The sequence below is a fragment of the Micromonospora pisi genome, from assembly GCF_003633685.1.
GTDB classification, from domain to species: Bacteria; Actinomycetota; Actinomycetes; order Mycobacteriales; family Micromonosporaceae; genus Micromonospora_G; species Micromonospora_G pisi.
Window position 1 is genome coordinate 5,464,769 of the sequence record NZ_RBKT01000001.1, and the last position, 20,464, is coordinate 5,485,232.

Annotated in this window: 17 protein-coding genes, 1 tRNA gene, 1 other RNA gene and 2 pseudogenes; 15 read left to right on the top strand and 6 right to left on the bottom strand. The window is 69.4% G+C overall.

Translation table 11 applies throughout. The annotated features are described in order from the left end of the window. Positions 1-74: 74 nt before the first annotated feature. Both hpf and BDK92_RS41235 read left to right on the top strand, forming a co-directional pair. Positions 75-441 (top strand): annotated as a pseudogene (gene hpf, locus BDK92_RS41230) (ribosome hibernation-promoting factor, HPF/YfiA family); the annotation flags it as partial. 92 nt (positions 442-533) lie between these two features. Continuing rightward, positions 534-716 (top strand): annotated as a pseudogene (locus tag BDK92_RS41235) (sigma 54 modulation/S30EA ribosomal C-terminal domain-containing protein); the annotation flags it as partial. Positions 717-815: 99 nt separating this feature from the next. Here BDK92_RS41235 and BDK92_RS23405 read toward each other — a convergent pair. Then, positions 816-1,931 carry a GNAT family N-acetyltransferase gene (locus BDK92_RS23405; protein WP_121158634.1) on the bottom strand — a complete coding sequence of 372 codons (1,116 nt, stop codon included), beginning with the start codon at positions 1,929-1,931 and terminating at the stop codon, positions 816-818. A gap of 32 nt (positions 1,932-1,963) precedes the next feature. Then, complete coding sequence (locus BDK92_RS23410; protein ID WP_246017209.1) at positions 1,964-3,184, bottom strand: GNAT family N-acetyltransferase; 1,221 nt, start codon at positions 3,182-3,184, stop codon at positions 1,964-1,966. Between the two features lie 163 nt (positions 3,185-3,347). Between BDK92_RS23410 and secA the strand changes: the two genes are divergently transcribed. Further along, on the top strand, positions 3,348-6,212 hold the full coding sequence (gene secA / locus BDK92_RS23415; protein ID WP_121158635.1) for a preprotein translocase subunit SecA: 2,865 nt from the start codon (positions 3,348-3,350) through the stop codon (positions 6,210-6,212). Between the two features lie 272 nt (positions 6,213-6,484). On the opposite strand, the gene BDK92_RS23420 is transcribed toward secA, so the two are convergent. Together BDK92_RS23420 and BDK92_RS23425 are read right to left on the bottom strand one after the other, a co-directional pair. Further along, positions 6,485-7,123 carry an Rv3235 family protein gene (locus BDK92_RS23420; RefSeq protein WP_121158636.1) on the bottom strand — a complete coding sequence of 213 codons (639 nt, stop codon included), beginning with the start codon at positions 7,121-7,123 and terminating at the stop codon, positions 6,485-6,487. A 144-nt stretch (positions 7,124-7,267) separates the two neighbouring features. Then, positions 7,268-7,495: a helix-turn-helix transcriptional regulator gene (locus BDK92_RS23425; RefSeq protein WP_121158637.1), complete on the bottom strand. Its 228-nt coding sequence runs from the start codon at positions 7,493-7,495 to the stop codon at positions 7,268-7,270. A 258-nt stretch (positions 7,496-7,753) separates the two neighbouring features. Between BDK92_RS23425 and BDK92_RS23430 the strand changes: the two genes are divergently transcribed. Then, a complete protein-coding gene (locus BDK92_RS23430; protein ID WP_425462252.1) occupies positions 7,754-8,260 on the top strand; it encodes a DUF6912 family protein in 507 nt (168 codons plus the stop codon). A gap of 46 nt (positions 8,261-8,306) precedes the next feature. Here the strand turns inward: BDK92_RS23430 and BDK92_RS23435 are convergent, their stop codons facing one another. Beyond that, the gene (locus tag BDK92_RS23435) at positions 8,307-9,509 is read right to left on the bottom strand and encodes a hypothetical protein (protein ID WP_211349343.1); all 1,203 of its coding nucleotides are present in this window, start codon (positions 9,507-9,509) and stop codon (positions 8,307-8,309) included. A 320-nt stretch (positions 9,510-9,829) separates the two neighbouring features. Between BDK92_RS23435 and pruA the strand changes: the two genes are divergently transcribed. The 9 genes from pruA (at position 9,830) to BDK92_RS23480 (ending at position 18,099) form a co-directional block, all read left to right on the top strand. Further along, positions 9,830-11,458 (top strand): L-glutamate gamma-semialdehyde dehydrogenase, encoded by a 1,629-nt coding sequence (gene pruA / locus BDK92_RS23440; protein WP_121162517.1) that lies wholly within the window; start codon positions 9,830-9,832, stop codon positions 11,456-11,458. 352 nt (positions 11,459-11,810) lie between these two features. Next, positions 11,811-12,326 carry a PadR family transcriptional regulator gene (locus BDK92_RS23445; protein ID WP_121158638.1) on the top strand — a complete coding sequence of 172 codons (516 nt, stop codon included), beginning with the start codon at positions 11,811-11,813 and terminating at the stop codon, positions 12,324-12,326. Positions 12,327-12,393: 67 nt separating this feature from the next. After that, a complete protein-coding gene (prfB, locus tag BDK92_RS23450) occupies positions 12,394-13,515 on the top strand; it encodes a peptide chain release factor 2 (RefSeq protein ID WP_121158639.1) in 1,122 nt (373 codons plus the stop codon). Between the two features lie 119 nt (positions 13,516-13,634). Further along, a complete protein-coding gene (gene ftsE, locus BDK92_RS23455; protein WP_121158640.1) occupies positions 13,635-14,315 on the top strand; it encodes a cell division ATP-binding protein FtsE in 681 nt (226 codons plus the stop codon). Positions 14,316-14,393: 78 nt separating this feature from the next. After that, positions 14,394-15,269: a permease-like cell division protein FtsX gene (gene ftsX / locus BDK92_RS23460; protein ID WP_121158641.1), complete on the top strand. Its 876-nt coding sequence runs from the start codon at positions 14,394-14,396 to the stop codon at positions 15,267-15,269. A gap of 162 nt (positions 15,270-15,431) precedes the next feature. Next, positions 15,432-15,908: an SsrA-binding protein SmpB gene (gene smpB, locus BDK92_RS23465; protein ID WP_121158642.1), complete on the top strand. Its 477-nt coding sequence runs from the start codon at positions 15,432-15,434 to the stop codon at positions 15,906-15,908. A gap of 108 nt (positions 15,909-16,016) precedes the next feature. Beyond that, positions 16,017-16,392, top strand: a transfer-messenger RNA (tmRNA) gene (gene ssrA / locus BDK92_RS23470). 200 nt (positions 16,393-16,592) lie between these two features. Continuing rightward, positions 16,593-17,072 (top strand): hypothetical protein, encoded by a 480-nt coding sequence (locus BDK92_RS23475; RefSeq protein WP_121158643.1) that lies wholly within the window; start codon positions 16,593-16,595, stop codon positions 17,070-17,072. 76 nt (positions 17,073-17,148) lie between these two features. Then, a complete protein-coding gene (locus BDK92_RS23480) occupies positions 17,149-18,099 on the top strand; it encodes a hypothetical protein (protein WP_121158644.1) in 951 nt (316 codons plus the stop codon). Between the two features lie 123 nt (positions 18,100-18,222). On the opposite strand, the gene BDK92_RS23485 is transcribed toward BDK92_RS23480, so the two are convergent. After that, a complete protein-coding gene (locus BDK92_RS23485; protein ID WP_121162518.1) occupies positions 18,223-19,026 on the bottom strand; it encodes an S-methyl-5'-thioadenosine phosphorylase in 804 nt (267 codons plus the stop codon). A 254-nt stretch (positions 19,027-19,280) separates the two neighbouring features. Between BDK92_RS23485 and BDK92_RS23490 the strand changes: the two genes are divergently transcribed. Together BDK92_RS23490 and BDK92_RS23495 are read left to right on the top strand one after the other, a co-directional pair. After that, on the top strand, positions 19,281-19,877 hold the full coding sequence (locus tag BDK92_RS23490) for a YqgE/AlgH family protein (protein ID WP_246017211.1): 597 nt from the start codon (positions 19,281-19,283) through the stop codon (positions 19,875-19,877). Positions 19,878-19,977: 100 nt separating this feature from the next. Continuing rightward, positions 19,978-20,050, top strand: a tRNA-Ala gene (locus tag BDK92_RS23495). Positions 20,051-20,464: the final 414 nt, after the last annotated feature.

The following is a 20,464-nucleotide window of genomic DNA, read 5'->3' on the forward strand; positions in this document are numbered from 1 at the left end:
CCGAAGGAAAGTTCCTGGGGGCAGGCTGACCGGGTTTTTTGGTTTCTGGACCGTCCGAACACAGGAGGTCACGCATGGATGTCGTGGTCAAGGGCCGTAACGTCGAAGTCCCCGAGCACTATCGGGCACACGTAGCCGACAAGCTCGCGAAGATCGAGCGCTACGACCACAAGCTCATTCGAGTCGATGTCGAGCTCTCCCATGAACGCAATCCGCGACAGGCCGACAACTGTCAGCGAGTAGAAATCACCTGCGTCTCCCGTGGGCCCGTGGTGCGGGCGGAGGCGTGCGCGAAGGACTTCTACAGCGCACTGGACATCGCGATCGCCAAGCTGGACACCCGGCTCCGCCGGGCTGCGGACCGACGTCGGGTGCACCGTGGGCGGCACGCTCCGATCTCGGTCGCCGCCGCGACGGCCGGCCTGCCGGTGGCCGACCTCGGCGACTCGGCACTGGCCACCCTGACCCGTGAGTCAGACCAACGCGACTCCTCGGCGCCCGACGGTTACGCCGACGAGTACGAGGTTCACGAGCCGGGCCACATCGCCCGGGCCAAGCTCCACCCGGCCGAACCGATGACCGTCGACGACGCGCTCTTCCAGATGGAACTCGTCGGGCACGACTTCTACCTGTTCCTGGACAAGGAATCCGGCAGGTCAAGCGTGGTCTACCGCCGTAAGGGCTACGACTACGGCATCATCGCGCTCGCCGAGTAGGACACCGCCGAGCAGGAGACAGCCCCAGCGCACCCGGACGGGTCACGGCCCGGCCGCGCGGGATCAGCGGCAGTTCCGCCCCGCGCGGCCGGACCGGACTCAGCGCGATTCCAGGTCCTCGGGCAGCAGCCCGAAGAGCAGAGCGTCGACCCGCTGGCCGGTCGGTCCGGCCAGCCGGCCGCGCTCCCGTCCCTCACGCTGGAAGCCGGACTTCTCCAGCGCCCGCTGGGAGCCGAGGTTCGCCGGCGATGTTCCCGCGGTCAGCCGTTGGATGCCGGTGTGGTCGAAGACCCAACGGGCCAGCAGGCGGGTGGCGCGGCTCGGATAACCGCGCCTCCGCCACCGCGGCGAGATGGCGTACCCGATCATGGCCTCGCCGGGTTGCGACTCCTGGTGATGGAGCGAGATCTCGCCTGCCGGCCCACCGCTCGCGGCGTCCAGGATGAGCAGGTCGGCGCGTGCGCCGGCGAGCCACCGGGCCGGGGCGAGCAGGCACCGCCGCGCGACGTCGGCGCGGGTGGGTGCGACCCCCGACACGCTGCCCGCGATCACGTCGGGCAGGGAATGCAGCTCGTACACGAACTCGCCGTCGGCGGCGGTCAGCGGACGGAGGGTGACCACCCCGTCGGTGAGGGATCCGCCGGGCAGGTCGGGCAGAAGTCGGTCCTGGGCAATGTCCGGGTCGGTGGAGAGCCGGCTCCACGCCAGCAGGTCGTGCCGGCTGCCGTCCGGTCGCGTCCCGGCGTCCCGCCGAATCCCCTCCCGACGGAAGCCACTGGCCAACGCCACCCGCTGGCTGGCCACGTTCTCCTGCTCGGTGAGAAGTTCCAACCGGGCGAAACCCTGGGACAGGGCCCGTTCGGCGAGCGCCCTGGTGGCGGCGGTGGCGATGCCCCGACCCCGAGCCCAGGGGGCGACCCAGTAGCCGAACTCACCCTGGCGCCGGGCCAGCACCACGTGGTCGATGCCGATTCCGCCGAGCAGACGGTCGGTGACCGGGTCGGTGATCGCGTACGCGGCGCCGCCCCGGGCCCAGACTCCCGTCGTACCCTCGCTGATCCACCAATGGGCGTCGGCTTCGGTGTACGGAGAGGACAGGTGCGGAAGGAAGCGCCGGGTCAGCGGATCGTTGCAGCCCGCCATCAGGGCGTCGGTGTCCGAGTCACGGAACAGCCGTAGCCGTACCCGATCGGTGCCGATCGTCTCCCGGTCCATTGCTCACCCGGCTTCCGTGTGCCCGACCCGGTTCACGATCCGGCTTCGCGGTACGCGCTGTCGTCGCTGGGCAGCAGCGCGCCGACCCAGACGTCGACCCGTGCACCCCGGTGCGGGATGCCCTGCCGGGCGACGCCCTCCATCGTGAAGCCGGCCTTCTCGGCAGCCCGGCGGGAGGCGTCGTTGCCGAGGTGGGCACGCCATTCGATCCGCCAGAGGCCGAGGCTGGGGAAGGCCCAGGCGCAGACCGCAGCCAGACCCCGTGAGCAGTAGCCCCGCCCTCGGGCGTGCGGGGCGACCAGGTAACCGACGTCGGCCACGCCGGGGTCGGCGGCGGAGAGTCGGAGTTCCAGGGTGCCGGCGAAGTTGTCGTCGGGGTCGGCGATGACGAAGACGGCCCCTTGGCCGCGTGCCCAGCGGCCGGTGGCGTACTCGTGTGCGTAGAACTCCGCGTCGGAGCGCTGGTACGGGTCGGGCACGGTGGTCCAGCGCACCGTCTCCGGGTCCCGGCAGGCGGTGACGATGGCGTCGAGGTCCCGCTCCTCCGGCCTGCGCAGCCGGATCTCACCGTCCGCCGCGTTGGCGAAGAGCATCGGTTGCGTACGACCGAAGACCGCGGCCCGCAGCGCCACCAGCGAACCGGGCGCGGCCGGTCCGCCCTTGCCCGTCGGCTCGACTCCGCCGTTGCCGTGCTCGTCGGGGTCGGGCAGGTCGGTGGGGAGCAGAGAGCCGACCCAGCCGTCGGCGGTGCCCCGGGGGTGTGGCTGGGCCAGCCGGAGTTCCCCGTCGATTCGGAAGCCGGCCCGGAGCGCGACCAGTCGGGAGGCGTGGTTGCCGACCTCGGCCTGCCAGATCAGCCGGCGCAGGCCGAGTTCGCGGAAGGCCCAGCGGGCCACCGCCCGGGTGGCGACGACCGCCACCGCGCGACCACGGGCCCAGGGCGCGGTCCAGTAGCCGACCTCACCCGTACGCAGGGTCTGGTTGATCGAGACCAGGCCGCAGGAACCGAGCACCTCCCCGGTGGTGGCGTCGCATACCGCGAACGGGGCACCGGTGCCGTTCGCCCAGGCGGCCGGCGCCATCTCGGTGACGAAGCCCTTCGCGTGCTCGGGGAGGTACGGCGAGGGCACGGTGGTCCAGCGCTGGATGTCCGGGTCCTGGCAGGCCCGGTGGACCACGTCCGCGTCCGCCGGCTCCCAGGGGCGGAGCAACAGGCCGTCTTCGGTGATCTCCGGTGGCGTCACGTCGGCCATCATTGCGGAGAGTTCGCCGTGGGCGTAACCGGATTTGGCGTGTCCCCTCAGATCTATAGGGTGAATTGTCCGGTTCGGTGACCTGGGTCGCCGGCACGGCTGCCGAACGCCCCGACCGAGCGCCTACGATGGTTCGGCAGACCGTCTAGGGGAGCGTTGATCCGTGTCGATACTCGAAAAGTTCCTCCGCGCCGGCGAAGGCCGCATGGTGCGGCGGCTAAAGGCCGTCGCCAATGCCATCAACTCGATCGAGGACGACTATGTCGATCTCACCGACGAGGAGCTCCGGGGCCTGACCGAGCAGTACCGGCAGCGGATCGCCGATGGCGAGTCCCTGGACGACCTGCTGCCGGAGGCGTTCGCCACCGCGCGCGAGGCCGCGGCCCGGGTCCTCGGCCAGCGTCACTACGACGTCCAGGTGATGGGCGGCGCCGCGCTGCACTTCGGCAACATCGCCGAGATGAAGACCGGTGAGGGCAAGACCCTCACCTCGGTGCTCCCGGCATACCTGAACGCCCTCTCGGGCAAGGGCGTGCACATCGTCACGGTCAACGACTACCTCGCCGAACGTGACGCGGCCTGGATGGGTCGGGTGCACGAGTTCCTCGGCCTGACCGTCGGCGTGATCCTGCCGAACCGTCCGGCCAGCGAGCACCGGGAGGCGTACGCGGCCGACATCACGTACGGCACCAACAACGAGTTCGGCTTCGACTACCTGCGGGACAACATGTCCTGGTCGCAGGAGGAGCTGGTCCAGCGCGGGCACAACTTCGCGATCGTCGACGAGGTCGACTCGATCCTGATCGACGAGGCCCGTACCCCGTTGATCATCTCCGGTCCGGCCGAACACTCGGCCCGCTGGTACGGCGAGTTCGCCGGGGTGGTGGCCCGGCTCCAGCCCGGCAAGGACGGCGAGGGCGACTACGAGGTCGACTACGCCAAGCGGACCATCGCGGTCACCGAGAAGGGCGTGGCCAAGGTCGAGGACCGGCTGGGCATCGACAACCTGTACGAGTCGGTGAACACCCCGCTGGTCGGTTACCTGAACAACGCGATCAAGGCCAAGGAGCTCTTCAAGAAGGACAAGGACTACATCGTCAGCGACGGCGAGGTCCTGATCGTCGACGAGTTCACCGGCCGCATCCTGCACGGTCGCCGTTACAACGAGGGCATGCACCAGGCCATCGAGGCGAAGGAAGGCGTGGAGATCAAGCAGGAGAACCAGACTCTTGCCACGGTCACCCTGCAGAACTACTTCCGCCTCTACTCCAAGCTGTCCGGTATGACCGGTACCGCCCAGACCGAGGCCGGCGAGTTCCAGAAGGTCTACAACGTCGGCGTCGTGTCCATCCCGACCCACCGCGCGATGGTCCGGATGGACAAGCCGGACGTGATCTACAAGACCGAGAAGGCCAAGTTCAACGCCGTGGTGGAGGACATCGCCGAGCGGCACGCGATCGGTCAGCCGGTGCTGGTCGGCACGGTCTCGGTGGAGAACTCCGAGATCCTGTCGCAGTTGCTGCGCCGCCGGGGGATCCCGCACGCGGTCCTGAACGCCAAGTTCCACGCCCGGGAAGCCGAGATCATCGCGCAGGCCGGTCGTAAGGGCGGGGTCACCGTCGCGACCAACATGGCCGGCCGTGGTACGGACATCCTGCTCGGCGGAAATCCCGAGTACCTCGCCGCGAACGAGCTGCGTCAGCGCGGCCTGGACCCGGTCGAGCACGAGGAGGAGTACGCCAAGGCGATGGAGGAGATCCTCCCGCGCTGGAAGCAGGCCTGCGACGAGGAGGCCGAGGAGGTCACCGACGCCGGTGGGCTCTACGTGCTCGGCACCGAGCGGCACGAGTCGCGCCGGATCGACAACCAGTTGCGTGGTCGGGCCGGCCGGCAGGGTGACCCCGGTGAGTCGAGGTTCTACCTCTCGCTGCAGGACGAGCTGATGAAGCGGTTCCGGGCCGGTGCGGTCGAGGCGGTGATGGAGCGCTTCAACATCCCGGAGGACGTGCCGATCGAGTCGAAGATGGTGACCCGGCAGATCAAGAGCGCCCAGGCCCAGATCGAGGGCCAGAACGCCGAGGTCCGCAAGGACGTCCTGAAGTACGACGACGTGATGAACAAGCAGCGTCAGGTGGTCTACGCCGAGCGACTGCGGGTGCTCAACGGCGAGGATCTGAGCGATCAGGTCCAGAACATGATCGCCGACACCGTCACCGCGTACGTGACCGGGGCGACCGCGGACGGTTACGCCGAGGACTGGGACCTGGACCAGCTCTGGTCCAGCCTCAAGCAGCTCTACCCGGTCGGCGTGACCATCGACGACCTGGTGGAGGAGGCCGGCGGCGAGCTGAACAGCCTCGACTCCGAGTTCCTGCTCGCCCGGATCCGGGACGACGCGCACGCCGCGTACGTCCGGCGGGAGGAGGAGCTGGGCAGCGAGGCGATGCGCCAGCTCGAGCGGATGGTGCTGCTCCAGGTCATCGACCGGAAGTGGCGTGAGCACCTCTACGAGATGGACTACCTCCGCGAGGGCATCAACCTGCGGGCGTACGCCCAGCGCGACCCGGTGGTCGAATACCAGCGCGAGGGCTTCGACATGTTCGCCACCATGATGGATGGCATCAAGGAGGAGACGGTCGGCTTCCTGTTCAACCTGGAGGTCCAGGTCGAACAGGAGAGCGCCCCGGCGGCCGAGGCGGCCCCGGAGGTTGTGCTCGACCAGGCGCCGGTGGAGATCCGGGCCAAGGGTCTGGCCCGCGCACCCCGGCGGCAGGGTCTGCAGTACTCCGCACCGACGATCGACGGCGAGGCGGGTGCCGGTGGCGTGGTCCTGGAGCGCCAGGAGCCGCAGGCGCCGGCCCTCGGTGTCGGACGCCAGTCGTCGCCGCCGTCGCCGGCGGCAGCACGGCGCGCGTCCGCCCCGGGACAGTCGGTCAGCGGTGAGGGCCCGTCCCGCAACGCCCCCTGCCCGTGTGGCTCCGGCCGCAAGTACAAGCGCTGCCACGGGGCCCCGAACGCGGGCGCCTGATCCGTCGGTGCCGTCGCCCTCTACCGGCGGCGGTGCGGACCAGCGGAGCTGATCCGGGTCCGGCTCGACCACCGCGAGGTGGCCGGGACCGGGCCCGGCCCCGTTTCCCGCCCAGGGCGCCCGGCCGTTCCGTGGCGTCCAGCATCACCAGGGGTATTGGGGGCCCCCGTCAGGGGCCACCGGGCAACCTGGCCGCACCCGGAGTCGCCTCAGCGGTCGAGCGGGCCGGTTCAGTGGTCACCCGGGGTGCTTCGGCGGTCGCCCGGGCAGGTTCAGAGCACCCGGGTCACGGTGGCGAGCCAGTTGCCCCGCTGACGTTCCAGGCGGAACGCCATCGCCCAACAACGCCCCTCGGCCGCGAGTACGGCGGCGGCCTCGGCGACCCCGGTGCGTGGCTCGCAGACCCGCAGCCGTCGTACCCGCAGCTGGTTCTCCGACGTCGCAGGGTCGCGGGGCCGGCTGACGGTGCGCCCGGGGCGTTGGGTGCTCAGACGCCGGGTGGCGGTCACGAGCTGTTCGGTGATGGCCACCGCCTCGGCTACCGCCGAGAGGGACCGGACCTGGGCTGCGGGCCGGTAGCCGTTGAAGATCTCCAGACAGAAGCTCAGGAAGCGGCGGGCGGCCTGCCGAGCCTCGTCGGAGGCGGTGACCAGCGACTCCGGGGGGAGCGGGAGCACCGGGGAGTGGGGCGGTCGTGCGGGCCCCTGCTGGCCGGCCCGGCCAGGCCCGGTCGTCCGGGCGACGGCGACGCGGACGCGCGTCGGAGCGGGGAGCGGGAGTGCGAGCTGGCCGTCGAGCCCGGTCGGCCAGTGCAGTCCGGGTAGCTCGTCGTCGAAAGGCGGGTCCAGCGGGGGGACGGCCCGTAGCCGGACGGCGGGGCGGGTAGGGGGCCTGGTCCGTACGCCGGGCATCGTTGTCCTCTCTTGATCTTGCGTTTGCTTTCGTTTGCCTCCGATGAATTACATTAGTAGCCAACGATGGATGCGCCGTCAAGCCTCTCCGGGCAGGCGGGAGCCGGACGTCGCGAGGGGACGTCCGGCCGATTTCCTCTGCCGTTACTCGGGATCGCGCTCGATCAACGGATTGCTCCGCACCCAGTCGGCCGTTTCGGCGTACTTCTGCTGGATGTACTGCTCGAGCTGGGCCCGTTCAACCCGCCACTGACCCCGGCCACCGATCTTGATCGCGGGCAGCTCGCCGCTGCGCACCATGTGGTAGACCTGCGAGTCCGAGACGTTCAGCTCGGCGGCGACGTCAGACAAGAGCAGGAACCTGGGCTCCACGAAAAACTCCCGGTGGTGGTCGTGTTCGCTTTAGTTTGCCACCGATTGCCGACGGCGCTCGGTCGTGCCGGCGGGCGTGCGGCGCCCGGCATCCTCCGGCAGCCGGGCGATCGCCGCCGAACCGGGTTGCTGATCGGACACAGCCGGGTGGGGCGCGCTTCCGGACCCGGGCGTCGGGGTGTATGACAGGGACGGCGCCGGACCCGGTCGGCGTCGCGGGGCCAGCGACACCGCTGGCACGCCTCTAGTGGGGAGACGATGACGGTGCGCGGAGAACTGGTCCGGGTGTACCTGCCGGCGACCGTGCCGATGCTGGCGACGCTGCGCAAGCAGGGCACGTTGGCCGGCGGCGAGGCGCACGCGGTGACGCCGATGCTGCGCGAGTGGTACGCCGAGGGCGACGAGGAGGAACTGGAGTACGTGGCCTTCACCCGCGCCGCCCAGGACGCGCTGCGGCTGCTCCGGGAGGATCCGGAGGCGCCCCGTAAGCGGGTGGTCGTCTCCGCGGACCTGCCGGCCGGCGTGGTGCAGCGCGTTGGTGGCGAACTGGGCTCCAGCACCGTACGGGTGGACGGGCCGGTGGCGGTTGCCGCCGTGGCCGCGATCCACCTGGACGACGACGACGCGGTCGCGGACGTCGACGCGGCCGTGGCCGTGGTGACCGAGGCACTGGCCGGCGACGAGGACGCCCAGTTCACCGTCGACAGCGTCGAGGATCACGAACTGGCCTGGTACGACGCCTCGGAGCTGGACGAACTCGGCTGACCCGGTCCGTCCACCTGGGTGAGCGGGCGGTGTGGACCGGTGGCGGTCAGGGGCGGGCCGCGTCGGGCTCGGCGTGTCGCCCGATCCGCCGGTCGGTCCCCTGCTCGTCCTCCCATTCGATCTCTTCGTCCTCGTCACTGTCGTCGTCCGGCTCGGTGAGGCCGGCGGTGACCTCGTCGGCCGGTCCGTCCCCGTGCTCGTCGTCCCGGGACCGGGTCCGCTCCGTCGGTGTCTGCTCCGACGGTCCGGCCCCGGCCTCCTTGACCGGCTCGGCGGTCGACGGCTTCAGGGTGCGGCCGAAGGCGATCAGCGCGGTCATCGCGCCGACGAAGAGGACCCAGAGCGCCTGGTCGAACCGGAACTCGCTGAGCGAGTCCTGTAGCCCCTGGTCGACCTCGCTGAGCGAGCCGGCCGCGGCGAGCAGCCGGGCGCCGGCGGTGTGCGTGAGCAGTTCCGCCGCGAGCAGGAGCAGACCGGGGCCGGCGCCCGCGATCAGATAGGCCGGCCAGCGCGATGGGACGGCCTCGGGGTTCAGCGCGAGGGTCCGGCGGCGGGCCAGGCCGAGGTACGCGAAGACCAGCAGCCCGGCGGCGAGCCCGCCCCCGATCGAGCCGGTACGCGAGAACCACTCCAGGGCGCTGGTCTGCGACTGGTCGGTGTCGCCGTAGCCGTAGAGGTTGAGCAGCGGGTCCTTGAAGATGTTCAGCGCAGTGTTGATCATGAAAACGGCCAACCCGGCGGTAACCACCGCACCGACCACCGGAACCGCCCGTACGCCACCGGCGATCCCGCCGACGGTGGCCGCCGCTGCCACGGTGCCGGCCAGCACCGTGATCGAGTCGGCGTCGCCGTAGCTGAGGGTCACCGTGAGCGCGGCCAGCAGCCCGACGAGCAGCCCGGCACCGACCGCGCCGGCGAACCGGGGTGTGCTCCGGTGCACGCCGCGCCGGGTCAGCAGGTTGGCGACCACGACCGCGGCGCCGGCACCGCCGACCATGCTGGCCGAGATCAGCCCGGGCAGGGCGAGTGCCGCCATGGCGATCACGATCGAGTTGATGTCGGAGGAGGTGATCTCGGCCTGGCCGATCCAGAGCATCGCGGCCAGCCAGCCCAGCGCCAGTACGGCGAGGCCGAGCGCGGCGGGCGCGAACGCGGGTGCGGGCGCGCCGCGCTCCGGTGCCGGAGCGGCCGAGGCGACGGCCGACCGGTCGGGGGGCGAGACCGCGGTGCTGCCGGACTGTGTGCTCATCGTCTCCCCTTCGACGGGTACCCGGCCGCCGCGCCGGTGGGACGGCGGGATTCCGGGCGCGGCGCGATTGGGCCGCCGGGCTTCTCAGCGTACGTGGCCCGCCGACCGACGCCCCGCGCCCACCTGCGTGAAGTGGCTCCGTCCGGGCGTACGGGGGTCGTGCCGTGATCGGCTCGGCCCGGGGTACGTGGGAGGATTGGCCCAGGTCCCACCCCCGAACAACCGGCACCTCCGGCGAACGGGCCACGGCGACCGGTCAACCGGCCGGCAGTGGTGGGTCCGGTTTCGCCGACGTTGTCGAGATCGTTCAGGAGCATGCGATGGACGCCGTTTTTTCCGTACCCGAGCCGCGTAACGAGCCGGTCCGCGACTACGCCCCGGGAAGTGCCGAGCGGACCAGCCTGCAACGACGCCTCGGTGAGCTGGCCGCGACGAAGCTGGAGCTGCCGATGACCATCGGTGGTCGGCAGCGGATGGCAGCGGGTGCCGCGATCGACGTCGTTCAGCCGCACAAGCACCAGCACGTGCTGGGGGTGACCCACAACGCAACCAACGCGGATGCTCAGGCGGCGGTGACGGCCGCCAAGGAAGCTGCCCCGATGTGGCGTGGTTTGTCCTTCGCTGACCGGGCTGCGGTCTTCCTGCGCGCTGCCGAACTGCTCGCCGGACCCTGGCGGGACACGCTCAACGCGGCCACCATGCTCGGACAGTCGAAGACCGCCATCCAGGCCGAGATCGACGCGGCCTGTGAGCTGATCGACTTCCTCCGGTTCAACGTGCACTTCGCCCGCAAGCTCCTGGCCGAGCAGCCGAACTCGTCGGCCGGGGTGTGGAACCAGTTCGACCACCGGCCGCTGGAGGGCTTCGTCTACGCGGTCACCCCGTTCAACTTCACCGCGATCGCGGCGAACCTGCCGGCCGCGCCGGCGCTGCTCGGCAACACCGTGGTCTGGAAGCCGGCGCCGACCCAGCAGTTCTCGGCGCACTTCACCATGCGTCTGTTCGAGGAGGCGGGTCTCCCGCCGGGCGTGATCAACATGGTCACCGGGCACGGCGTCGAGGTCTCCGAGGTGGTACTCGCCGACCCGGATCTCGCCGGCATCCACTTCACCGGTTCGACCAAGGTCTTCCAGCAGCTCTGGCGCACGGTGGGGGAGAACCTCGCCGGCTACCGGGGTTACCCGCGCCTGGTGGGTGAGACCGGCGGCAAGGACTTCGTGATCGCGCACAGCAGCGCGGATGTCGACGCCCTGCACACCGCCCTGGTCCGCGGCGCCTACGAGTACCAGGGGCAGAAGTGCTCGGCGGCCTCCCGGGCGTACGTCCCCCGGTCGCTCTGGGACGGCGGGCTGCGGGACCGGCTCGCGGCCACGGTCGAGTCGCTCGCGTACGGGGACGTCACCGACTTCACGAACTTCGGCGGAGCGGTGATCGACGCGAAGGCGTTCGCCCGGCACACCACCGCGCTGGACATGATCAAGAATGCGGACACCTGCCGGGTGCTCGCCGGGGGGACCGCCGACGACTCGGTCGGTTACTTCGTCCGGCCGACCCTGCTCGAGTGCGACGACCCAGGGCACGAGGTCTTCACCACCGAGTACTTCGGTCCGATCCTCGGGGTGCACGTCTTCGACGACGCCCGTTTCGAGGACGTGGTGGCACAGGCCGAGTCGGTCGCCCCGTACGCGCTGACGGGTTCGATCTTCGCCACCGACCGGCGGGTGCTGGACTGGGCCAGCGAGGCGCTCCGGTACGCGGCCGGCAACTTCTACCTCAACGACAAGCCGACCGGTGCGGTGGTGGGGCAGCAGCCGTTCGGTGGCGCGCGGGCCAGCGGCACCAACGACAAGGCGGGCTCCTGGCACAACCTGGCCCGTTGGATCTCTCCCCGCACCATCAAGGAGACCTTCGTCCCCGCCACCGACCACCGCTACCCCCACATGGGCTGACCCCAACGGCCCGACGATCTAGGGCAGGTCCGCCTTGATGAAGATCAAGTAGCGCGGACCTGCCCTAGATCGCGCAAGAAGGGGGTGGGGGAGGGGATGGGTTTTTGGATTATTGTGCGATATGCCGGAATTGTGGCGTACTCTACCCGGCAGCACAGGTGTGTGGATACGGGGGCGTTGTCCGGGGGGACCCTTGTCGTCCGCAGGGGTGCCGTCATTGCCGCCGAATGGCCAATGGCATCGACCATCCTCACTGGACAGTCTGCCCCAGACAGTGCAATGTGGAGTACAACCTCCCGCAGATCATGCCAAATCCTAGACGCGAAGGCGCCAAAGTGGCAGCGTAAAGGGCATGGCGGATTCAGGAATCAACCCAACGGCGGCAGCCCTGCTCGGGCTGCTCCACGAAGGACCAATGACCGGCGGCCAGTTGATGGCCGCCGCCGAACGGCGGCTCATGCCGTACTGGTCGATGACCCGGAGTCAGGTTTACCGCGAACTCCCGGTCCTTGCCGACCAGGGACTTGTCCGGCTCGGCAAGCCCGGCCCGCGTTCCAGCCAGCCGTACGCGATCACGGCGGCCGGAAAGCGGACATTTACCCGATGGCTGACCGAGCTCCCCGGGCGCGACACCATCCGGAACCCGACCGCGCTCCGGGTCGCCTTCGGCGAGCAGCACTCGGCGAACCAGCTGCGCAACCTCTACAGCGGGGCGAACGAGTACCACACCGAGGCGCTGGCGATGGCCCGGGAGCAGGCCAAGGACGCGAAGAAGGCCGGCGACTCGTACGGCGCCGCGGCACTGGAGTTCGCGGTCCAGTACCACAAGGCGGCGCTCTCCTGGTTGAAGACGGCGCCGGCCAGTTGATCTCGTACGGGGACCGGCTGCCGTGGCAGTGGGCCGGTTGCGCTGACGGTCGCTATTGTTGACAGTTGTGACCGCTGCCGATTACGCCGACCAGCTCAAAGACCTCGATGCCACGCTCCGCAGCATCGAGGCTGTCCTCGATGTCGACCGGCTGCTCCAGGAGAAGGTCAAGCTCGAAGAGGCGGCCTCCGCACCCGACCTGTGGGACGACCAGGCCCGGGCCCAGGAGGTCACCTCTCAGCTCTCCTATGTCAACGGGGAGATCGAGAAGCTGTCGACCCTGCGCAGTCGTCTCGACGACGCCCACGTGCTGCTCGAACTCGCCGAGGCCGAGGATGATCCCGGCGTCCTCGGCGAGGTCGAGACCGAGATCGGCGGGCTCGGCAAGGCCATCCAGGAGATGGAGGTGCGCACCCTCCTCTCCGGTGAGTACGACTCGCGTCAGGCGCTGGTCGCGATCCGGGCGGGTGCGGGTGGCGTGGACGCCGCCGACTTCGCCGAGATGCTGCTCCGGATGTACCTGCGCTGGGCGGAGCGGCACGGCTACCCGACCGAGGTCTACGAGACCTCGTACGCCGAGGAGGCGGGGCTGAAGTCGGCCACCTTCGCGGTCAAGGTCCCGTACGCGTACGGCACTCTCAGTGTTGAGTCGGGCACTCACCGGTTGGTCCGGATCAGCCCGTTCGACAACCAGGGACGGCGGCAGACCAGCTTCGCCGGGGTCGAGGTGCTGCCGGTGACCGAGCAGACCGACCACATCGACATCGCTGAGAACGAGATCCGGGTGGACGTCTACCGCTCGTCCGGGCCAGGTGGACAGAGCGTTAACACGACCGACTCTGCGGTGCGGATCACACACATCCCCACCGGCATCGTGGTCACCTGCCAGAACGAGAAGTCCCAACTGCAGAACAAGGCCTCCGCGATGCGGGTGTTGCAGGCCCGTCTGCTGGAGCGCAAGCGCCAGGAGGAGCAGGCCCGGCTGGCCGGCCTGAAGACCGACGCGGCCGGCTCGTGGGGCGACCAGATGCGCTCCTACGTGCTGCATCCTTATCAGATGGTGAAGGATTTGCGAACTGAGCAGGAGACCGGCAATCCGGCCGCGATCTTCGACGGTGAGCTGGACACCTTCATCGAAGCCGGGATCCGTTGGCGCAAGCAGCGTCAACTGGCGGGCGAGGCGGCCTGATCGACGGCCCGCCGAGGTGTCGACGGCACCGAAGGCGGGCCACTCCTTTCCGACATTGCGGGTCAGTTGGGGGCCCGTAGGGCTTGGACTTTTCGTTACACCGCGTAGACTCACCACCCGTGATTCAGCTTGAGCAAGTGACGAAGACGTACCCGAAGGCGTCCCGGCCATCGCTCGATGAGGTGTCGGTCTCGATCGAGAAGGGTGAGTTCGTCTTCTTCATCGGTCCCTCAGGATCCGGCAAGTCGACGATCATCAAGCTGCTGCTGCACGAGGTGACTCCCAGTAAGGGCAAGGTCGTGGTCAACGGCCGCGACGTCACCGGAATGCGCTCCTGGAAGATCCCGAACTTCCGACGCTCGATCGGCTGTGTCTTCCAGGACTTCCGGCTGCTGCCCAACCGCACCGCGTACGAGAACGTGGCCTTCGCCCTCGAGGTGATCGGCAAGACCAAGGCGGTCGCCCGCCGGGTCGTACCCGAGGTGCTGGAGCTGGTCGGCCTCGGTGGCAAGGAGCACCGCTACCCGCACGAGCTTTCCGGCGGTGAGCAGCAGCGCGTCGCGGTGGCCCGGGCATTCGTGAACCGGCCACTGATCCTGCTCGCGGACGAGCCCACCGGAAACCTGGACCCGGACACGTCAATCGAGATCATGCGGCTGCTGGACCGGATCAACCGCACCGGTACCACGGTCGTGATGGTCACCCACGACTCCAACATCGTCAACCAGATGCGCCGACGCGTCATCGAGATCGAGAGTGGTCGCATCGTGCGCGACCAGGCCCGTGGCGTCTACGGCTGAGCCGCGACGCTCGGACGGCCGACCCGGCCCTGACCTGACGACGAACGACCCTCTGCGGAGATCCGGAAGGAACCCCCGATGCGCGTGAAATACGTCCTGTCCGAGGTGTTGGTCGGACTGTGGCGCAACGTGACGATGACCATCGCGATGATCATTACGATGGCCGTGTCGTTGACCATGCTGGGTGCCAGCGGCCTGATGTACCTCCAGGTCGACACGATGAAGAAGTTCTACTACGACAAGATCGAAGTCGCGATCTTCCTGAAGGTCGACGTCCCCGAGGAACAGCGGGACGGGATCAAGGGCGAACTTGAGACCGATCCGCTGGTCGACAGCGTCATTTTCGAGTCCGGCGAGGACGCGTACAACAAGTTCAAGCTCATGTTCGCGGACGCGCCCGATCTGGTGAACGCGGTGAAGCCGGAGCAGCTTCCCGAGTCGTTCCGGGTGAAGTTGAAGAACCCCGAGGAATACCAGGCGGTCTACGACAAGTACAAGGACACCGAGGGGGTCGACGAGATCGTCGACCAGCGGCGACTCCTGGACAAGATTTTCAACATCCTCAGTGCGGTGCAGAAGATGGGCCTGGTGGCCGCCTCGATCATGGCCATCGCCGCACTGCTCCTGGTCGGTAACACGATCCAGGTCGCCGCGTACAGCAAGCGGCGTGAGGTCGCGGTCATGAAACTCGTCGGTGCCTCCAACTGGTTCATCCAGGCACCATTCGTGCTCGAGGCGGTGGTGGCCGGTCTCATCGGTTCCCTCATCGGCTTCGGTGCCCTGGTGCTGGGCAAGGTCTTCCTGCTGGACGGGTCGCTACACGACCTGACCGACCTGCTCACCCCGATCGAGTGGAGCCGGGTTCTGCTCATGCTCCCGCTGATGGCCGGTGTCGGCAGCCTGGTCAGCGCGGTCACCGCCTGGGTCACCCTCCGCTTCTACCTGCGGGTCTAGCTTCCCGTACGGGGATTGACCCGACATAACGGATATCCGCGCCACAAGGGCTCCTGGTTGTGCGAAAAGCGCTAACCGGGGGCCCTTTGTGGCGAGGTAGCATTGCGCGGCCGTCAACGCCGAACGGGCGGTCGTCGACAGGAACGGAAAGGGGTGGCGCGGATGCCACGGGAGAAGGGGCGCAAGGTCGTCGCCTCCAACCGGAAGGCGCGCCACGACTATGCCATCCTCGACACGTACGAGGCGGGCATGGCGCTGACCGGCACGGAGGTCAAGTCGCTGCGGGCCGGTCGGGCCTCGCTGGTCGACGCGTTCGCCCAGGAGCGCAGCGGTGAGCTCTACCTCCACGGCATGCACATTCCCGAGTACGCCCAGGGCACCTGGACCAACCACGAGCCACGCCGCACCCGGAAGCTGCTGCTCAACCGGATCGAGATCAACCGGCTGCTCGGCAAGCTCAAGGAGAGCGGCCTGACCCTGGTCCCGCTCTCGGTCTACTTCTCCGACGGCTGGGCAAAGGTGGAGATCGGCCTCGCCCGGGGTAAGAAGTCCTACGACAAGCGCCAGGACCTCGCCAAGCGCGACGCCGACCGGGAGATCCAGCGGGTCGCCGGCCGGCGCGGCAAGGGCATGGACTGACCCTGTACGGCGTTGACCAGGCAGGACGCGCCGGACCGGTATCCGGAATGAACTCGGTGGCGCGAGGCGTTAAGGTTGGTGAGGTCGCCACACCGGCGGCACTGTCCAGGGGGTGACTGGTTTCGACTTCGTACGCTGCGTCAGGGGAAGCGAGCCGAGGAAGCCGACGTCGTCTCGAGAATCGGTCGTCGGAAACCAATAAGCGCCAAGCAAAATCGCGCTGACTTCGCTCTCGCCGCCTGAGGCGAGTAGCAAGTCTGTCGGCCTGGGAGTGCCTTCGTCCCAGTCTGCCGGCATCAGCTAGAAGGCTGGCCAATCGAACCCGGTCGCGGGGTTCGTGCGGCGAGATTAATCAGCGACTGGGCCCGTCACACCAACTCGCTCGCGTGATCGGTGGGGCCGAGTAGAGGCATAGCGAGCTGCGCTCGGAGAAGTCCTGACAATCCGACGAAGGACCCGGGTTCGATTCCCGGCACCTCCACTCAAGGGCCTGCGCCCCGGTCTCCGGACCGGGGCGCAGCGCTGTTTCCGGGGTCAGAACAGCCCCCTCCCGGCGCCGTGGAACACGCCTTTGCACCACCACCGGACGGGACGAGACAAATCAGCACGCTCCGGGGCTGGACAGGGGCGGGGCGCTGGACTCACCATCAGCTCACAGGCGGTAGGCGCTCAAGGAGGTGCGTCATGGTGACCGGCCCGATCCATCACCCGGTTGCGGTGTCCCCGATCGAGGAGCCGGCCGTTCTGCGGGCGGCCCGGCGACACCGGATCCGGCTGCTCCGAGAGATCCACTCCTTCGAACAGGCACTGGCCAGCCCGGCCGGCGACCCCGAGTGGCGGCCACGGGTCACCCTCCGGTTGAGCGGGCTGCGCGGCGAGTTCGCCGAGCACATGCGACTGACCGAGGGACGCGACGGGCTCTACACCGAGCTGCTCGACCGGGCACCCCGGCTGGCCCGTACCGTTCATGTGCTGCTGCGGGAGCATGCCGCGGTGGCGGCCGTACTCTCCGCGTTGCAGCGCCGGGCCGAACTGCCCGAGGCGACCACCGAGGAACTTCGTAGCTGGGCCAGTGACCTGCTGCGCGAACTCTCCCGCCACCGGCAGCGCGGCGCCGACCTGATCTACCGGGCGTACGGCACCGACATCGGCCGCCCGGCCTGACCCGGCGCCGCGATCGGGGCGGCTGCGATCTGGCGGCTGTAGGGAACCCGACACCGGCGCGGAACGTCTGATCGACATGCGACGTTCTCCCGCCCCGCTGGGCCTAGCGATGTTGATGATCCTCGCCGCCTGCGCGCAGCCCAACGGGGCAACCGGGCCGGCCGACGGACCCGACCGTCGGGAGGAGGCGTTCCAGCAGCGCGCGACCTCGGTCGCGCAGGCGTGGCAGACCGCCTCCGGACCCGACTGGCGCACCGGGTACATCCCGTTGCAGGACCCGACCGTGGTGCCCGCCGAGGCGACCTTCAGCGAGGACACCAAGCAGGCGTTCCTGGCCGGCTGGTACCGCGAGCCGGCGTCGATACCGCCCGCCGCCCCGTCACACGGCACGATCACCTTCCCGGACGGCACCCTCACCGTGCCACTGGTGAGCGCGGGCGAGGCGTACCGCCAACTCGACCAGGGCGACCCGCCGCCGTGCCCCGGCCGACCGGCGCAGCCGCCGCCGAGCCCGACCGGAACCGGGCCGGACGGTTCGGTCAGCGGGCCGGGCATGACCGCCTGCGTCCCGCTCACCGTCACCGGGATCGAACTGGGCACCACCACGATCCGTACCAGCCGGGGCGAGGCGACCGTGCCGGCGTGGCTCTTCAGCGTCGACGAACTGGCCGCCAAGGTCGCCCGGGTCGCCGTCGCCGCCAGCGCCACCCGGACCCCACCCGAGCCGCCGACACCGGGTGGCACCCTGACCGAAGGGCTGGTCGGCGCGCAGGACCTGGTGGCGGTGGACGGAGCGCAGCTCACCTACCGTCTCGGCGTCGGCGCATGCGACACCGAGGTCACCCCACTCGTACGCGAGCAGGACGACCTCGTCGTGGTCGGCGGTACGGCCGTACGTAGCGACGGCATCTGCACCGACCAACTGCTCCTGCAACCGGTGACGGTGACCCTGGACGGGCCACTCGGCGCCCGTACCGTGCTCGACGCCGCCTCCGGTCGGCCCCTGATCCTGACCGCGGCCCGCTGATCGGCGGCGGCGTGCCGGACAGCCGCGCCCCGCGCGGCGCGCCCTGATCCGCCGGTGGTCTCCCTGCCACCGGCGGATCAGGGTCGTCCGTCCGGCGCCGTAGCTCGACCTCGGACGGACGACTCAGGGCAGTTCGATCGGGAGGGTGATCCCGTCCAGGCTCCGCGGGCACGGGCAGGAACGTTCGAGGGGGAGCGCGGCGACCGCGTCGAGCAGCAGTTCGCGTAGCCGGGCGGTGTTCTCACCGAAGACCCGGAACACCTCCTCCTGGGTCACCCCGGCGCCGCCCTCCACCCCGGCATCCAGATCCGTGACCAGGGCGATCGAGGTGTAGCAGAGGGCCAGCTCACGGGCGAGGACCGCCTCCGGATGCCCGGTCATGTTGATCACCGAACCGCCGATGCCGGCGAACCACCGCGACTCCGCACGGGTGGAGAAACGCGGCCCCTCGACCACGACCATGGTCCCGCCGTCGTACGCGTCGACACCCCGCCGGGTCGCCGACGAGAGCACCGCGCGTCGGCCGTCCGGACAGTACGGGTCGGCGAACGAGACGTGCACCGCACCGGTGTCGTAGTAGGTCTGCTCCCGTCCAGCGGTCCGGTCGATCAGCTGATCCGGCACCACGAACGCACCCGGTCCCAGTTCCGGCCGCAGCCCACCGACCGCGCACGGGGCGAGGACCTGCCGTACGCCGAGAGCGCGTAGCGCCCACAGGTTCGCCCGGTACGGAATGCGGTGCGGCGGGTGGCGATGATCACGCCCGTGGCGGGGCAGGAAGGCGACCGCCCGGCCGGCGACCTCGGCGACCGTGACCGGGTCGGACGGGTCCCCGTACGGGGTCCGGACAGTGTGTTCGGTGCCCCCGGCCAGCAGCGCGTACAGGCCGGAGCCTCCGATGACGGCGATCTCTGCGTACGGAGCCACGGGCATCACCCTGCCACCCACGGACAGGCTGTGCGACAACGCGGCGCCGGAGGTTGGCGTCGTGATCCGGTTCACGCAGGCAACCCCGCCGGATGCCCAGTCGTCACTGGCCGTCCAGACCTTAGCCAGCGACAGTCATGCAAGCTATGGTGCGAGGCATGGCGTTGACTGCGCGCATGGTCGCGTTTGATGGTGTGGATCCGGTTTGGCCTGCCCTGGCCGGCCTCTCTCGTGACTGCGTTCCCGAGTAGCAGATGTCCGTACAAGGTGAGGGCCAGGCGATCGGGGGACGGGCCATGGCGTCGATGACCGGGCAACTGCTGGTCGCGACCCCGTCCCTGAAAGACCCCAATTTCGACCGTACGGTGGTGCTGCTGGTCGCGCACGAGCCCGGCGGTGCCCTCGGTGTGGTGCTCAACCGGGCCACCGAGGTACCGGTCGCCGACGTGCTCGGCGCCTGGGGCAGCCTGGCCGGCGAACCGGCGGTGCTCTTCGAGGGTGGGCCGGTGCAGCCCGAGTCGGCGATCTGCCTGGCCCGGATGCGGACCCCGGTACGCCGGGTGAAGGGATTTCACCAGGTCTCCGGCGCGGTCGGCACGGTTGATCTCTCGGTCGACCCGGAGCGGCTCGGTGAGGCGATCTCCGGGATCAGGGTCTTCGCCGGCTACTCCGGCTGGTCGCCGGGGCAGTTGGAGGCGGAGATCGAGAGCGGCTCGTGGTTCGTTCTCGACGCGTTGCCCGGTGACGCCTTCGTCGACCGGCCGGACGACCTGTGGCCGATGGTGCTTCGGCGCCAGGGCGGCATGATGGCGGCGGTGGCGCACTTCCCGCCGGATGTGGCGCTGAATTAGCCGGCGGGGCCGGGTGTCCCGACCCGCCCCCCTCCGAGATGACCAGTCGACCGGGGATGTGTACTATTCACGAGTGCCCGGGCGACCGGGACGAAAGCAAGGGGCCGTGGCGCAGCTGGTAGCGCACCACACTGGCAGTGTGGGGGTCAGGGGTTCGAGTCCCCTCGGCTCCACCCTTGGACTGCGGGCCAGCAGTTTGGTTGATGATGTTAACCAAACTGCTGGCCCGCGGCATATCGCAGCTTCTCGCAGGGTGTGCCGGGTCGGGTGGTCGTCCTGATCGATGTCGATCGCGGATCTTAAATATTCGCTTGAGGGCGGCTGTTCGGAGTCGTCAGGTCAAGCCCTCCGTCTCGCGCCCGGCCCGTGCCGTGCTCAAGGTTGCCAGGCCAGCTCGGCTAGCCTTCGGTGCGGTGGTTGGTGCGCAGCAGGGAGGCGGCGACCGTGGCGAGGCTGGAATTGGGCATCGAAGAGGCGGCGCTGTTCAACGCCATTGGTTCCAGGGCGTTCATTCGTGCCAGGGACCAGGTCGAGCGCGGCGAATTGGTCGGTGTGCGGTGGGATCCGGCCGTGGGCCAGGCTCATGG

Coding starts and splice junctions, on each gene's coding strand:
- smpB (WP_121158642.1), top strand. CDS start 15,432: ATGCCACGGGAGAAGGGGCGCAAGGTCGTCGCCTCCAACCGGAAGGCG.
- BDK92_RS23445 (WP_121158638.1), top strand. CDS start 11,811: ATGGCGGATTCAGGAATCAACCCAACGGCGGCAGCCCTGCTCGGGCTG.
- BDK92_RS23405 (WP_121158634.1), bottom strand. CDS start 1,931: ATGGACCGGGAGACGATCGGCACCGATCGGGTACGGCTACGGCTGTTC.
- ftsX (WP_121158641.1), top strand. CDS start 14,394: ATGCGCGTGAAATACGTCCTGTCCGAGGTGTTGGTCGGACTGTGGCGC.
- BDK92_RS23420 (WP_121158636.1), bottom strand. CDS start 7,123: ATGCCCGGCGTACGGACCAGGCCCCCTACCCGCCCCGCCGTCCGGCTA.
- BDK92_RS23430 (WP_425462252.1), top strand. CDS start 7,754: ATGACGGTGCGCGGAGAACTGGTCCGGGTGTACCTGCCGGCGACCGTG.
- BDK92_RS23480 (WP_121158644.1), top strand. CDS start 17,149: ATGCGACGTTCTCCCGCCCCGCTGGGCCTAGCGATGTTGATGATCCTC.
- BDK92_RS23410 (WP_246017209.1), bottom strand. CDS start 3,184: ATGGCCGACGTGACGCCACCGGAGATCACCGAAGACGGCCTGTTGCTC.
- BDK92_RS23490 (WP_246017211.1), top strand. CDS start 19,281: ATGTCCGTACAAGGTGAGGGCCAGGCGATCGGGGGACGGGCCATGGCG.
- BDK92_RS23475 (WP_121158643.1), top strand. CDS start 16,593: ATGGTGACCGGCCCGATCCATCACCCGGTTGCGGTGTCCCCGATCGAG.
- pruA (WP_121162517.1), top strand. CDS start 9,830: ATGGACGCCGTTTTTTCCGTACCCGAGCCGCGTAACGAGCCGGTCCGC.
- BDK92_RS23435 (WP_211349343.1), bottom strand. CDS start 9,509: ATGAGCACACAGTCCGGCAGCACCGCGGTCTCGCCCCCCGACCGGTCG.